Genomic DNA, 15,398 nt, shown 5'->3' with positions numbered 1-15,398 from the left:
AAAAACCGTCGCCGTGTGAAGTTTTCATACGGCGACGGTTTTTTGTTGTTAAACTTGGATCCGCATTCAAGTCACTAACGACTGGCTTGCGCGATACAAGTTACGATGTTATCCACGGCTTTGTGCACATATTTAGGATCCGTGGCCAAGTTCAGCCGAACAAAGCCCTGATCCGCAGCACTAAACCACTCACCATAGTCCACGGCCAATCCACACTGGTCCTGAATAAATTGACGCGTTGCTTCGGGCTGAACGTATGCTCGGAGATCTAACCAGGTCAAGTACGTCCCTTGAAGATCAGCAATCGTGATCTTAGGCGCATGTTCAGCTAATTGAGACTTCAGATAATGATAATTATCCCGCACAATGGCTAAAATATGGTCCAACCATTCCGCGCCGTACTCGTAAGCTGCCTGCCCTGCCGTTTGGCCCAACACGTTAACTTCTGTCTGGCTCAAACGGTTAATTTTGGCATCATATTGCGCCCGTAACATTTCGTTTGGAATAATGACGTGGGAATTCAGCAAGCAAGCTAAATTAAACGTTTTGGACGGCGCGTTGAGCACGATCACCCGGTCAGCAAAACGACCGTTTGCAATACTTAACGCTGAAACAAACGGGTGTTGCTCCCGGTCAATTTCGATGTCCTGATGAATTTCATCCGAAACCACTAACACGTCGTACTGCTCACATAACGCCAATAACTTGGTTTCCTCTTCCGGCGTCCAGATGCGACCCACTGGATTATGGGGTGAACATTGAATAAATAGCCGGACTTCATTGGCCTTAATCTTTGCTTCCACGTCCTCAAAGTCAATCGTGTAGTGTCCCTGATCATTGTGGAGTTCAGAGGTCACTAATTGCCGATGATTGTCCTGAATGGCGTTAAAGAATGGGTAGTAGACTGGCGTTAAAATCAGCACACCGTCCCCTGGCTGAGTGTACGTATTCACTAAGGCGTACAGCGAATTGACGACTCCCGAACCAAACCGAATCCAGTCCTTTTGCAACGTCAAGCCGTGACGCGCTTGCTCCCAATTCATGAAGGCTTGGTAATAACTGTCCGGCGTATACGAATACCCATAAATTCCATGGGCAACCCGTTGTGTTAGGGCGGCCGTCACTTGTTCGGGCACCTTAAACTCCATATCGGCGACCCACATTGCAATGAGGTTTGGATTACCATAACGTTCGTCCAGCGCATCCCACTTCAAAGAATTCGTGTTGGCACGGTTAGTCGCATATTGTTCAATAAACGTCGCTTGATCCATTAAAAATCTTCCTTTCACGAGGAGAGACCCAAAGCAGTGCATCACCGACTTCTAACAGGTTCCAAAGGACTAAAGAAAGCCTGGGACTCGTCCCGGGCTTTCATAGCGACCGTGACCTAAGTCGTACCACTGTTTTTCTCATCATCATCTCATTTTAAGCTGTTTTTAACGTACACCGGCCACCAGCAATTGTCAACCAACTCAGAAACGTCAGCGGACCTCGTTATCCCAAGGTGCCTGTTTTGACAACGTGTAAGCCGTTACTAACTGATCCGCGACCGGAAACGCCCCAGTCATTAAAAAACGCTTAGCCTGCATCACAGCCGGTGAACTGTTGCGCCAGTTAAGCTGAGTCAGTGGCACCCGGACGGCCCCAGCTGATAAAGCCGTTGTATAAGCCGGACGCTCAGTCAATAGTTGCCCGCCCACCGGTTCTAATAAATAAAAAATATTAACCATCATGATTGGCAGACCAAGTGACACTAACGTGGGTAACTCAAACTGAACCGTACCGAGTTGCTGCGCAATCACAGTCGTTAAGCCAGTCTGTAGTTTGGTAATATGACTTACTGTCATACTTAGTGCAACCCCTGGTGTCAGTGGTGCGGTTGCCAAATCATAACGGTTTTTAAATGGTCCCGTTAAACATTTATTTACGATCATCGTTTGCTGATCACCGATAATGCCACAAACGAATAGCGGTGTGCCTTGTTCGCTAATCATTGGTTCGCTTCCTTCTATCGCTCATCATTAAGATTAAACAGATAAACTAATCATTCTATAAAAATATAACACATTCATTTTACCTCATTATAAAAATAACCATAGTAAAAAAGCGTCGTATAATAAATATTTTCTATTTTTAACATTGAACCCCGGTCTATACTGATCTAACTGAGCCGTATTTTAAGAACAATCAACCGCCTGCCCGTCTCTACTGTCAAAAAAACGGCTACGGGATAATTTCCCGTAGTCGTTTTAACGTCTTATTGAGTTTGAATATCCGTTGTATTGATAAATGATTGTGCAGGCACGCGAATTAACCACCGGGTCATCGCCTGATGGCCAACGTGGATCCCTAGGCCGTTCCAAAAATTAGGCTTGTACGTTGCAGTCATTTTGACCACGTACGCCTGCTCGTGATGCCGATCCATCTTAGTTAAAGCTTTTTGTGACCACGGAATTCCCGCGTCCGCCACTTTAACCTGTTTCAAATCGCTAACCACCGTTGCCTTATTACTAGAAACGGTGTACTTGGCCCCGTTGATCCAGTAATGATAAATATGCACCGGCTTGTCCTTCGTTCCACGGTCCACCGCAACGTAATAAGAAGCCGAACCATTATTGCCGACCCTTAAGACTAACGGCTCGTACTTATAAGTGACCTTAACCCCTTTAGCATCGGTCAAATCGACTTGATGATTAAACGTTGCGTAGCCCATACCAGCTAGCAAACCGATACTAATGATCAGCTCACCAATCGTAATGAATAAACTGTTCCATTCAAACGTGTGCTTGCGTTCAACAATCATTTTAATCCGGCGAACACGGATATTATGAAATACCCACACAACCAGTACCAAGACAATTATCCAAGCAATGATTCCAATCCAGTTCCACGCAGAAGTCATTGATAGGCCAACCCTTTCCCTGTTACATTATTATTATGACCTAATTGTAAATAATTCACCCCTAAATAACAAGTCATCCTCTCAAAATATCGTCAGTTTAAAACGCCTCTGATTGTGAAAAAAATCACTGAAGTCTCACAAATGTAATCGAATTCATGGTAAAATAATGTTATTAACTTGTAGAAAGAAGGATTACCAATGATCGCATCACTTATTTATTGGGTTGTTGTGGTTGGCTTAATCGTCTGGGGTGTTTGGATGGCGATTTTGTCCGCTTACTGGGCAGGCCAAAAACAAAACGGCAATATTTTCTTTATTGCAATTATGAATACCTTAGGTTTAATTGCCGGCTTACTCGTTTGGTGGGTCTTTAATAACCAGAACTGGCAATACTACTGGTTATCAAGTACGGTTCAAACGACCAACCTCTTAGGGATCATCTTGATCTGCTACGTTGTCTTGATCGTTATCGAATTTATTCAAGGTCGCGCTATCAAACCAGCCGCAGCTAAATAATGATTCAACCACAAAAGTCTGGGACAAGTTCCTAGACTTTTTTTGTGGCTTCAAATGCTTTTTAATCGTAACGTTCCTCACAAGGCCGTTCATCCACCTTGTCTTAGTCAGATAGCGATTCTGTTCAGTAAAAACAAACGACCCTTTTCAACTCATAAACTGATAACGTGAGTTAAACTTGTCTTATCTAAGGAGGAATCGTAATGGCAGTATTTACAGACGTAGAAAAAATCAAGATTTTTAGTGACCTCGTTAAGATCAAATCGGTCAACGACAACGAAGCAGAAGTGGCAAAGTACTTACAACAATTATTAGCTGACCACGGGATTCAATCAAGTTTGATGCCTATCAGTGAAGGGCGTGCTAACCTGGTTGCGGAAATTGGCACCACCGGCCCCGTCTTAGGAATTTCTGGACACATGGATGTCGTAGCACCGGGTGACCTAGATGCTTGGGATAGTGATCCCTTCACCTTAACTGAACGTGACGGTCGCCTCTATGGTCGCGGTGCGACGGACATGAAATCCGGTCTGGCTGCCATGGTCATTGCCATGATTGAAATCAACGCCGCTCATACCTTGACGCACGGCAAAATTCGTTTGATGGCAACAATTGCTGAAGAAGTCGGCGAGACCGGCTCCCAGAACTTTTACGAAGCGGGCACGATGAACGACGTCGACGCCCTGTTGATTGGCGAACCATCCGGCTATAACGTCGCTTTTGCTCACAAGGGGTCAATTGATATTAAACTCACGTCAACCGGGAAAGCCGCCCACAGCTCAATGCCAGAACAAGGTTACAACGCCTTGGACCCGCTGCTCGAAGTGCTTTATCACGCCAACCACACTTTCCGGGAATCCACGTTAACCAACGCTTTGATGGGCCCATTAGTGTTTAACGCCACCGTGGTCAATGGCGGTGACCAGGTGAATTCGATTCCTGCCAGCGCCGAGGCTGATATCAATATTCGCTCAATTCCTGAATTCGATAACGACGTCGCGATTGCAACCCTTCAAAAACTTGTCGACCAACAAAATGAACAAGGTGCAAACCTCGCCATGGACGTCTTCATGTCGCAGCCTTCCGTTGAATCACCCAAGGATACCAAACTCAGTGATTTAGCCGTTCAATTGGGAGAACCCTACGCCGGCCAACCAATTCCTAAACTCGCCATTCCCGCTGTGACCGATGCATCCAACTTATTAAAGGACAAGGGCCCTGATTTTCCATTTATCATGTTTGGCCCCGGTAACCAAACACCCCATCAGGTCAACGAAAATATCGACAAACAGATGTACCTTGATTTCATCCACTTATACGAAGAACTGTTCGTCACCTATTTGAAGTAATTACGTGGTTCTCAAAAAGTGTCATGCTAAACAAATCGTGCGGTAAGCCCACTTTAGGTTTACCGCACGATTTGTTTATTTTTAACTAAAGGTTGAAAGTTAAATTTAGAGATTGATTACTGTTGTATCAGTGTTTAGACTAATACAAATTAACTACCTGGAAGTTAGTCCGGTTGCCACTGATGACCTCCGATTATCCAAATCAAAACAGTAAATCTGTTTTTAGCGCAGTCGGGTAGCCTTGGTGTGCTGTGTCGGCAAGATTGGCAGGCGTTTCTTATCTGCCAATCTTGCAGGGCGATGCAAAGACGCGGGTTATCGGCTTTGCACCGAGGTTGCAGACCGCACTATGGCTGCGACCGTCCCCCATAGCACACTAGGGCTACCCGATGGAGCGGATAATTTAGGAATGACTATCACTACCGTTACGGCGTCAATCGCAATTTTAGACTTTTCAACCTTTAGTTTTTAATTGATACTAACCTCAAAACCACCAGCCAACAATTGATGCTCATGGACGCCCACACTCAGTACAGCCGGTGTGGCACTAGCTGCAACTGCGGTGGTTCCTAAATTAAACCGACCGCTGATCAACTGAGTTGCGCTTTGACGGTTTAAGGTTAAGCACTGCCCCTCAATCTTCCAGCTCAACTCGTCACTCGCCAGCGCCGACGCATGTGCCCGTCGAAATCCAACAAGTTGCTTGACAAACGCCTTTAACGCTAGTTCATCAGCATTCGGCTGCCAATTCATACACCGCCGGTTGTCCGGATCAGCCCCACCGGCGACCCCGACTTCGGTCCCGTAATACAAACAAGGACTCCCGGGTAACAACATCAGTAAGGTTAACGCAGCCTGCAACTTGGTGACATCCCCATTCAAAGTCGTCAATAACCGTGGCGTGTCATGAGTATCGATCGCGTTAAACATCGCTTGCTGGTTAGGCAATCGGTATTGCGTCAATTGCAAGTTAGTCTTACCAACGTATTCCTTTAGACTGAGCTCGTGGTTAAACAGGGCCGGAATCGGCTGTGTCAACGGATAATTCATCACCGCGTTGAACTGGCCATTATTGACCAACGCTTGACTGCTGTGCCAAGCCTCACCTAATAAATAGATATCTGGTTTGACTGCCCGTAACGCCCCGCAGAGTTTCCGCCAAAAGCCATGGTCGACTTCATCGGCAACGTCAAAACGCCAAGCGTCAATGCCGAATTGCTCGACCCAGTATTTCGTGACGCTGATCAAGTAATCTTGCACCGCTGGATTTTGCGTGTTCACTTTTGGCATGGCCGCCCCGGTTGCAAACGTTTCATAATTTAATTGGTGCGTCTGCGGATCACGTCCAACTGGCCACCCATGAATGTGGAACCAGTCCGCAAATCGGGATTGTTGACCGTTTTTAATAACGTCTTGCCACTGTGGCGACTGTTCCCCAAAGTGATTAAACACGGCATCCAGCATAACTTTAATGCCCCGTTCATGTGCACCATCGACTAAGGCCTGAAAATCAGCCTTGGTGCCAAAGTGAGGGTCAATTTCAAAGTGATCGATCGTATCATACTTGTGGTTAGACGGCGAAGTAAAGATGGGACAGAGGTACAACCCGTTGATCCCTAAATCGGCCAAGTCGTCTAAATGATCGATCACGCCCTTTAAATCACCACCATAAAACGACTCACGGCGAACGGGGCCTTGCCCCCACGCCGTCACGTTAGCGGGATCGTTGGTTACGTCACCGTTGGCAAACCGTTCGGGGAATATCTGATACCAAACCGTATTCTTGACCCATTCCGGTGGTAACTCCGCGTCACTAACGTGTAAGTAGGGTAAATGGAAGTAATGTCCAGCCACGGCCCAATTAGTCGCCTGGTCATCAAAGAAGCCGTCGTCGCCATAGCCAATCGTCTGCCCCGACTTGTCAGTAATCCGAAATCCATAGATCAGTCGATTCGTTGGAATCGTCACTGCCAATGTCCAGTACTGATTACTTTGCGTGGCTAGACCACGGTGCATTTCAGTTGTTTGCATCGGGGTTCCTTCCTGCCATAAATACATATCTGCATAAATCATTTCAATTTTAGCAACGTCGTCTAACGCCGTTTTTAAACGAATTGTGACGCAATGATCAGCCAAAATGGCCGTATCTTCACTTTCTGGTCGGTGTAAAATTCCTGCCAATAACATATTAAAAACTCCTTTGTATAGAAAACGGTTACATTTATTGCTAGTCGTAATCGCCATTCTCCGGTAAGTCCCCGGAGATTTGTGGAAAAGGCCCCCATTCCAACATAATTTAGTGTATGATTTAGACAAAATCAATTGAAAGGACGTTCATCCATGGAAACACTTTATCGCAGTACCCGTGAAACTGCAAGCCACACCATGACTAGCTCACAAGCTGTCTTACAAGGGTTAACCCCCGACGGCGGCCTATTTGTGCCGGTCGAATTACCACGGGCCGACTTTGACTTTGATCAACTCGCAACCATGTCTTACCAAGAAGTAGCTTACGAGGTCTTAAAGCTGTTCTTCACCGACTACACGCCAGCCGAGTTGCACGCTTGTATCGATGCCGCTTACGGTGACCAGTTCGACGACCCAGCCATTGCGCCGGTTAAAAAACACGGCGAACCCTACTACCTTGAACTATTTCACGGTCCCACAATCGCGTTTAAGGATTTAGCCCTTCAGATTCTGCCCCACTTAATGACGACCGCCGCCAAGAAAAATCAGCTGACGTCGGAAGTGGTTATTTTGACCGCAACCTCTGGTGATACTGGTAAAGCAGCCATGGCTGGGTTTGCTGACGTTCCTCAGACTAAAATTATCGTTTTCTACCCTAAAGATGGCGTCAGCGCCATTCAAAAACAACAAATGATTACCCAGGCGGGGGCTAACACCTACGTCGTCGCCATCAACGGTAACTTTGACGAAGCCCAAACAAAGGTCAAGGAACTACTTAACGATCCTGATTTACACGCCCAACTGGCAGCTAACCAGTTCCAATTCTCCAGCGCTAATTCCATCAACATTGGCCGGCTCTTCCCACAAGTCGCCTACTACGTTTACGCGTATGCGCAACTGATCAAGCAAGGACAGATTCACAACGGTGACGAAGTCAATTTCAGCGTGCCAACGGGGAACTTCGGCGATATTTTAGCCGGTTACTACGCTAAGCAGTTAGGGACACCCATCCAAAAACTGGTTTGCGCCTCTAACCGTAACAACGTCTTAACCGACTTCTTCAATACGGGAACCTACAATAAGAACCGCGAATTTTTCTTAACCAGTTCGCCTTCGATGGACATTCTCGTATCTAGCAACTTGGAACGGCTCGTCTTTTACCTCACGGGTAGCGACCCCGTTGCAACGGCTAAATTAATGTCTGATCTTAAATCCACTGGTCACTACACACTGACACCAACAATGCGTGCCATGGTTAAAGACTTCTGGGCTGGGTTCGTTACTGAAAATCAGGACCAGAAAGCCATCCAACACGTTTACAAGGCTCACCATTATACGATTGATCCCCATACGGCGGTGGCCACTGCCGTTGCGACCCAGTACCGGGAAGCAACTAAGGATAAACGTCCGATGGTGATCGTTTCTACGGCGAGTCCCTATAAGTTCCCACAGGCCGTTTTACGCGCCATTACTGGCCATCCCGTGGACGTGGATGGCCTAGCCGCGGTCGACCAACTCCACGACCTCATTCAAACGCCAATCCCGGCTACGGTCGAAAATTTACGGCAAGCAACCGTCAAACATGACCAAGTCACCGATCCGGCTACAATGGGTACCACGATCAAGACCATTTTAAAACTTAGGTAGAAAGTGTGACAGGATATGATTACGACCATTGCTTTAGATTTAGATAATACGCTGCTGACGTCTGATAAGACGATTGCGCCCCGAACCGAGCACATCTTAAAAAAACTTCACGCTGATGGCAAACGAATTGTTTTGTGTACGGGACGCCCCATCAAGGCCATCCAACCATTTTTAAAACAGTTAGGGTTAACCCAACCGGACGACTACGCCATTACTTTTAACGGCGGACTGGTTCAACAAACTACGACCGGTAAAATTCTTGCGCGGACCAGTGTCACTAAGGCAGACTTACAACCACTATTTGAAAACGCTCAAAAAAATGGCTTCCATTTAGACGTAATCGACTTGCAACAAGTTTATTCCATCATGGACCTTGGCAAATCGCCGTACGAGGATTTCATTAACGGGCTAATGCCATTTCAAAATGTCAACTTTGCCGACCTCCCTGCGGATACTCAGTTCGGGAAAGTCGTCAGTGCCGGTAAGGACGCCAAAGCGATTCAGGCTAGCCTGCCTACTAGTATTACTAATTTCTTTCACGTGGTCCCGTCACGGCGCACCTTGCTGGAATTCTTGCCACCACACACTGATAAATCCAGCGGCTTAAAGTCCCTACTCGGACACTTCGATGAAGGCTTTGACCAACTGATGGCCTTCGGTGACGAGGAAAATGACCTCGGCATGTTAACCGCCGCTAAAGTGGGCGTCGCAATGGCCAACGCCATTCCTGCCGTTAAAGCGGCAACGACGCACGCGACACTTAGTAACGACGAAGATGGCGTTGCCGTCTTCTTGGAAAAGTATTTCAAATTGTAATCCGGATCAAGAGGTCTTCCGTATGAAAAATTTCATGCGGGAGACCTCTTTGACTAACCAGTTTAAAACGAAAATCCACTCGAAATTGTCCCTCTCGGAAGTTAGTCAATTAATCCAAACGTGCCAAATACCTTCTGAGGCTGGTCCATCAACCAAAATTCAGGTTGTTCCCACCCCTTTACAAGGTTTATAGTATATGAGTTAATTAAACGTAATGTTACTTAACTTAAATTCATAACAAAATTTATTCGGGAGCCGAAAAAAATGCAATTACTTATTAATATCGTCCCCAATGAAACCATTTCTTGGGACCGATTATTTCAACTAGGTGCTGCCATTGAGGCCCAACGATTTGCGGGTGTCACAACGAACCTACAATTAACCGCAGATCAAGAATTGACGGCCGACCACCAGTCAAAATTAGCCGCTTTAGCTATCACCGTTCAAGATAAACCACAGTTACCAACTGCTAAGCACAGCTATGTCTTGAATTTACGTGAAAACAACGTGTTATTACCCGGCGCCCTAGCCCAGTGGCAGAGCGTCACGACCAAACACGCGCATACGCCAATCAGCTTAGCGACCTTCGATAACCAGTCATCTTTAGATGAACAGATCTCTGACTATTTAATGATTCACGCTAATAATTCCCTACTAACGACGTACCACCAGCTTTCAAAGTCCGACAGCGTTTGGCCACAACTATGGGGCCTTCAAAATTACTCCGTCAGAAGTAACCTCAAAAACTTCCGACTTTTTTCACAGCGCTTACGGCCAACCGGGGTCCTTTTGCCCGCAGACCAAATTAGCTCGGATTACCCACTGGCGTCGATCGCACAAAATCTCCAATTACTTAGTCAGCACACGGAAATTGTTCGGTTACACGTTCCAACCATTCAAAATGGTCAGTGGAACCGTGACACACCGTTCATCTGGTTCAATCAGCTTCAGGCAGCTACTAAGGTGCCATTGCCCATTGATTGGGAACCAGCTTTTGCCCGCTACTGTCGTTCACAATTACGAAAATTACTAAATAACACTGAAGAAAACCACTTGACTCAAGATCAGCAGACCGTCATCAGCGAACAGCTCGACCAATTTTCTGCTCCAGACGATCAAGACGTCGAAGACTAAGCATCGTTGGTTTTAGATATTATGATTTTTAGAAAGGATCATTTATGTTTTATAGTTTAATTACCCCCTGTCTGCCAAATGAACTTGAGCAGTTACTGGTTTTAAAAAACAATCTAACGCGTCAGACGATGACCGATTTTGAATGGCTGATTGCTTGCAACCAACCCATCGACCTGACCCAGCCAAAATGGCAGGCGCCGTTCCCAATTCGCCAAATCACGTTTACGCCCGCTACTGTTGGGGCCGCACGTAACCAGGCCATGCAAGCGGCCAATGGTGACTGGCTCGTCTTCGTTGATAGCGATGACTATCTCTTACCTAACGCCTTGGCAGATGCCGCTGCCATCATTAGCACTCGTTCAACGGACGTCTTATACGACTTGAACCAGTACCCAACTTACGAACCACACAGTGCCTTTGCCACCAGCCACGAAGCTGACGGCACGCGCGATGACTTGCCAAAATGGGGCGGACGGAAACGTAACCGGCCTAAGCGCCACACGGTTAATTTGCCTGCTGACGCCCTCTTACCAGCCGACCTATCCGTGGATCCACTTGTCATGAACTGGCTTCAACACCGTTACCTTGAACATACCGGGGAACAGCGTTGGGCTGGGCTTAACCGCCAGTTAAAAGTTGCTGGTAAGATTGTGGCCCGCCAATTAGTCGAAGCTCAAGCGTTGAAATTCAACGAGGACAACCCGTTGTACCCCGACGCACCATTCATGTTGCCGTTAATTGCCGCAACGACTAGTACGATTCGGCTGAGCCAACATACTTACGTCCGGGTTAAACATAACGACCCCATTAACCACCCATCGGTTCATCAACTAGATGACCCCACTCGTTGGACTAAACGGGTTCAGGATTGGCAGACGGCACTAGCCACCCAGACACCAGATTCAGAAGGCTTTAACAAGTACGCGGTTCGGGCGCTACACCGTCTCCACCGTTACTTATACGCTGCATTGGCAACTCGAACCGGAACGGTTGCAGAGGAACAACGTGCTGAGCTCTTACCGACTTTACAGCGTTTCTTAAATGACATTCCAGAGACATTGATCAAGGAAACGTTACGTGGTCAGAGTCGTCGGGTCTTACTCACGATTCGCCGCAATGGTAGCTTGCCACAACGTTCAGTTAACCGAATTGTTCGGTTACGTGAGCTTAACCGCGTGCTCCATCGTCGCGGCCGCGGTATCACTAAACTAGCTTACAACTGGTGGTTTACCAAGTTACCAATCAAGCCTAAAACGATTTTTTACGAATCCTTCTTGGGTCGTAACTATTCAGATAGTCCTAAGGCAATCTATGAATACCTGCAACGGACGTATCCCGGCAAGTTCCACCACGTCTGGATCATGAACAAAGGGGTTGAACCTAATCCTGGACATAATCCTAATACGACCGTTGTTAAACGGTTCGGATGGCGATACATGTACTACTTGGCAACGTCGAAGTTCCAAGTGATCAACATGCGTCAACCTAAATGGTTTATCAAACGTCCAGGCACGAAATTCCTATCTACTTGGCATGGGACGCCTCTGAAGCACTTAGTCTTTGATATGGACAACGTGGCCAGTGCCAACCCACTGTACAAAGAGATTTTTTACCATCAGTCCCGGCAATGGGATAATCTGATTGCGGCCAACCAATTCTCAGTTGACGTCTTTGAACACGCCTTTATGTACCCAACTGACCGTATGCTCAAGTCTGGTTACCCACGTAACGATATTCTAAACGCCCCTGACAAAGCGGAACGAACCCGGGCCATTAAAGAAAAGCTGGGGATTCCGTTAGACAAAAAGATCATTCTCTACGCCCCAACTTGGCGTGACGATGATTACTACGGTGTCGGGGACTACAAGTTTACGTTGAAATTGGACATTGCCCGGCTCCGGCGTGAACTTGGTGACGATTACGTGCTGGTCTTACGGACCCACTACTTCATCACTGAACATTTGGACACCACCGACTTCGGCGACTTCGTTTACAATGAATCCAGCTACAGTGACATTTCTGAACTGTACTTGATTTCAGACGTTTTAATCACCGATTATTCGAGTGTCTTCTTCGACTACGCCATTTTAAAACGACCAATTCTCTACTTCGTTTACGATTACGAAAAGTACGGCAGCGTGTTACGGGGCTTCTATCTCAACATGGAGAAAGACTTACCCGGTCCACTGCTTAAAACGAACGATGACGTCTTGGCTGCCTTACACGACCTTCCTGCACTCAATCGTGAATACGCGGACGCTTATCGCAAGTTCAGCGAACGCTTTAACGCTTGGGAAGATGGCCATGCCAGTGAACGCGTCGTTAACGATTTCTTCGGCGATGCCTTACCAGCACCGCGCACTAAATAATTGCATTTCTTGTAAAACAGCGGATTATAAAGTTTGGGGTTAATGCCCCAAACTTTTTTTCTTACTTAATAGTCAAACAATGAGGGATTACTAATGGAAACACCACGGATCTTGCCATCGACCTTAACGGATGGCACTTTTACAACTATTTTTGATGATGAAGACCACTTACTCAGTCAGTGCCGAATCAGCGATACGACGCTTCCTGCAATCAACTTCGCACACCCGATGCTCGATCATGTCATTTTTGAAAACGTCGTGTTCACTAACCAGACCATTGAGCGGTTAGAAATCACGGACGCTATTTTTAACAAATGCGATTTTTCCAACTGTCACTTTGAAAAAGCCAATATGCTGCGTACTCAATTTACGAATTGTAAAATGGTTGGGCTCGATTTGACCGGCGCAATTTTAAATAACGTTTCTTTTGACTACTGTCGACTTGACCTGGCACTCCTCTGTGAAATGCAGCTAAAAACGACCCACTTTAACGATTGCCAACTGATTGATGCGAGTATCATGGCTGATCGACTCACGAAGGTTCAATTCAACCGTTGTGACCTCGATAAGGCGTCTTTCAGCGAAACGCGGCTCAAAAACGTTGACCTCAGCAGTTGCCAATTTGACCAACTTGAACTGGACCCTGAGTTAGTCCGGGGCATGCAGGTTAACTTATACCAAGCTGCTAGTTTGGCCGCAAGTCTTAACGGTATTCATGTCAAATAGGGCTATCCGCTTCGTCACTAATCGTGCAAATACTTTTAGGCCCCACTTTCAGCATTTAACCAAACGAGGTAACGCAAATGACTCACTATCAATTTTATTATTCCAGGTGGCATTTTTTAGGCACACTACTAACTGGATTTGGCCTCATCATGGTCGGTTTAGCCTTAGTCCTCATGAAGCGCTGGTGGTTTCTTACTCTAGGCGTTGCACTAATTTTGCTTGGACTGTTTGCCCAACTAATCATCCTTCACCGCCTATTGACTAACCCCGTGGTTTTAGACGTTGGCCCAAAAGGCATTGCTTACCGCTACGGGACCTTCAGTAATAAAAAATTGATTTGGCTCCCCTGGGCTAATGTTCAGGATATCAAGTTGGGGGACATCACCTATGAACGCTACGGTGCCGACGTTCCCCTTCCCGTGAAGCTTGAATACATTACCATCATCGTAACGGACGGCTTTTTAAAGGATTACAGCATGTTTAAAGACAACATTTTCATTACTGGCAACGAGTTGCGAATTACTACGAGTAACCTTCGCAAGTTCAATGCGAAGGATTTATTAGCCGGTCTTAAGGCCAATCGTTAACTCATTAAAAATAAACTAACGCCCACTGAAATCTTGATGAACATCATCAAAGCTTCAGCAGGCGTTAGTTTTACTCTGACAACAAAAACTTGCCACTCTTTTATGATTAATCTAATTTAAACAAAATCCGATCACTCGTCAGCGATGAACCGCACGCCCCGCAACGGATTTCCAGCCGCAACTAGATCAAGATCTAAGTTCATCTTTTTTCTCCCGGACGAATAAAGTTCAAATACCAAGTCAACGCACAAATACCTTGCGCTGAACGGATCTTGCCATCCTTGATTAGCGCAATGACCTTCGTTAATGGGACCAGTTGCGTATTAACATATTCGTCATGGTCAAAATGCTTGGCGGCGTGTTCACTTGGGTCAATATGCGTCAAAATCAAACTGACGGTTTCATTCGTGAACCCTTCTGAAGAGCTGATTGCGGTCATCACTTGTGGGTCATGCGCAACGTACCCCGTCTCTTCTTGAAGCTCCCGTTTTGCTGCCGTTAACGGATCTTCACCTTCATTGATTAGTCCCGCTGGTAACCCAATTGTCTCGGCATTGCGACCAACCCGGTATTCTGACCCGAGGACGACTTGGTCATCGTCGGTCATGGCGAGAATCGTTACCGCGTTACCATGATCAATGAGGTCTCGTTCAACCTTTAGACCATCCGGTGTTTCAATTTCTTGTTTGACTAAGTTAAAAATGGGGCCTTGATAGACCGGCGTCTGCTTTAAGATTTTGCCCGTCCGTCCGACCTTTTCAAAAATATCTGACATTGTTGCTTACCTCTTATCTATATTAATCAGCTGCCGGTGGTAACATCTTGCGAATTCCACCGCGCGGGTCGGAAACGTCACCGCGATACCTCGGAATCAAATGAATATGACAATGCATGACCGTTTGGCCCGCATCCGGCCCGACGTTAATGCCAAGGTTATACCCATCCGGGTGATAACGCTCGTCCAAATAAGCCTTGGCTTGCGTCACCAAATCAAACATGGCGTCCCTCACAACTGGGGGGACCTCGAAAAAGGTGGCGTAGTGCTGCTTTGGAATAATCAACAAGTGCCCTCGCCTAACCGGATGAATATCATAAAAAGCCGCCGCCAACTCATTTTCTAATACGTATGGTTGCGGTTGACAAAAAAGACACTGCAAGCCTTCAT

At 46.6% G+C, this 15,398-nt stretch carries 14 protein-coding genes; 8 read left to right on the top strand and 6 right to left on the bottom strand.

Going from position 1 to position 15,398, the window contains the following annotated elements; all coding sequences use genetic code 11:
- Positions 1–74: 74 nt before the first annotated feature.
- The 3 genes from IV64_RS11485 to IV64_RS11475 all read right to left on the bottom strand — a co-directional run bounded on the left by IV64_RS11485 (position 75) and on the right by IV64_RS11475 (position 2,902).
- Complete coding sequence (locus IV64_RS11485; RefSeq protein WP_057707387.1) at positions 75–1,271, bottom strand: MalY/PatB family protein; 1,197 nt, start codon at positions 1,269–1,271, stop codon at positions 75–77.
- A 210-nt stretch (positions 1,272–1,481) separates the two neighbouring features.
- The gene (locus IV64_RS11480; protein ID WP_057707386.1) at positions 1,482–1,994 is read right to left on the bottom strand and encodes an NUDIX hydrolase; all 513 of its coding nucleotides are present in this window, start codon (positions 1,992–1,994) and stop codon (positions 1,482–1,484) included.
- A 263-nt stretch (positions 1,995–2,257) separates the two neighbouring features.
- Positions 2,258–2,902 carry an LVIS_2131 family protein gene (locus tag IV64_RS11475; RefSeq protein WP_057707385.1) on the bottom strand — a complete coding sequence of 215 codons (645 nt, stop codon included), beginning with the start codon at positions 2,900–2,902 and terminating at the stop codon, positions 2,258–2,260.
- A 198-nt stretch (positions 2,903–3,100) separates the two neighbouring features.
- Here IV64_RS11475 and IV64_RS11470 point away from each other — a divergent pair, with 198 nt between their 5' ends.
- Complete coding sequence (locus tag IV64_RS11470; protein ID WP_057707384.1) at positions 3,101–3,418, top strand: hypothetical protein; 318 nt, start codon at positions 3,101–3,103, stop codon at positions 3,416–3,418.
- A gap of 203 nt (positions 3,419–3,621) precedes the next feature.
- Entirely contained in the window at positions 3,622–4,767 is a 1,146-nt protein-coding gene (locus tag IV64_RS11465) for an ArgE/DapE family deacylase (RefSeq protein WP_057707383.1), read from the top strand.
- 468 nt (positions 4,768–5,235) lie between these two features.
- Here the strand turns inward: IV64_RS11465 and IV64_RS11460 are convergent, their stop codons facing one another.
- Entirely contained in the window at positions 5,236–6,954 is a 1,719-nt protein-coding gene (locus tag IV64_RS11460; protein ID WP_057707382.1) for a glycoside hydrolase family 13 protein, read from the bottom strand.
- Positions 6,955–7,107: 153 nt separating this feature from the next.
- Between IV64_RS11460 and thrC the strand changes: the two genes are divergently transcribed.
- The 6 genes from thrC (at position 7,108) to IV64_RS11430 (ending at position 14,233) form a co-directional block, all read left to right on the top strand.
- Positions 7,108–8,601 (top strand): threonine synthase, encoded by a 1,494-nt coding sequence (thrC, locus tag IV64_RS11455; RefSeq protein ID WP_057707381.1) that lies wholly within the window; start codon positions 7,108–7,110, stop codon positions 8,599–8,601.
- A gap of 15 nt (positions 8,602–8,616) precedes the next feature.
- Positions 8,617–9,417, top strand: a complete 801-nt coding sequence (locus IV64_RS11450) for a Cof-type HAD-IIB family hydrolase (RefSeq protein ID WP_057707380.1) — start codon at positions 8,617–8,619, stop codon at positions 9,415–9,417.
- A gap of 264 nt (positions 9,418–9,681) precedes the next feature.
- Complete coding sequence (locus IV64_RS11445; RefSeq protein ID WP_057707379.1) at positions 9,682–10,551, top strand: hypothetical protein; 870 nt, start codon at positions 9,682–9,684, stop codon at positions 10,549–10,551.
- 44 nt (positions 10,552–10,595) lie between these two features.
- On the top strand, positions 10,596–12,920 hold the full coding sequence (locus tag IV64_RS11440; protein WP_057707378.1) for a bifunctional glycosyltransferase/CDP-glycerol:glycerophosphate glycerophosphotransferase: 2,325 nt from the start codon (positions 10,596–10,598) through the stop codon (positions 12,918–12,920).
- Positions 12,921–13,013: 93 nt separating this feature from the next.
- Positions 13,014–13,646, top strand: coding sequence for a pentapeptide repeat-containing protein (locus IV64_RS11435; RefSeq protein ID WP_057707377.1), 633 nt, complete (start codon positions 13,014–13,016; stop codon positions 13,644–13,646).
- A 77-nt stretch (positions 13,647–13,723) separates the two neighbouring features.
- The gene (locus IV64_RS11430) at positions 13,724–14,233 is read left to right on the top strand and encodes a hypothetical protein (RefSeq protein WP_057707376.1); all 510 of its coding nucleotides are present in this window, start codon (positions 13,724–13,726) and stop codon (positions 14,231–14,233) included.
- A gap of 199 nt (positions 14,234–14,432) precedes the next feature.
- Here the strand turns inward: IV64_RS11430 and IV64_RS11425 are convergent, their stop codons facing one another.
- Positions 14,433–15,008 (bottom strand): NUDIX hydrolase, encoded by a 576-nt coding sequence (locus IV64_RS11425; RefSeq protein WP_057707375.1) that lies wholly within the window; start codon positions 15,006–15,008, stop codon positions 14,433–14,435.
- Between the two features lie 22 nt (positions 15,009–15,030).
- Positions 15,031–15,390 carry an HIT family protein gene (locus tag IV64_RS11420; RefSeq protein WP_057707374.1) on the bottom strand — a complete coding sequence of 120 codons (360 nt, stop codon included), beginning with the start codon at positions 15,388–15,390 and terminating at the stop codon, positions 15,031–15,033.
- Positions 15,391–15,398 lie beyond the last annotated feature (8 nt).

The organism is Lactiplantibacillus xiangfangensis, from assembly GCF_001438845.1.
In the GTDB taxonomy this organism is placed as follows: Bacteria; Bacillota; Bacilli; order Lactobacillales; family Lactobacillaceae; genus Lactiplantibacillus; species Lactiplantibacillus xiangfangensis.
This window is presented reverse-complemented; position numbering and strand designations above follow the sequence as displayed.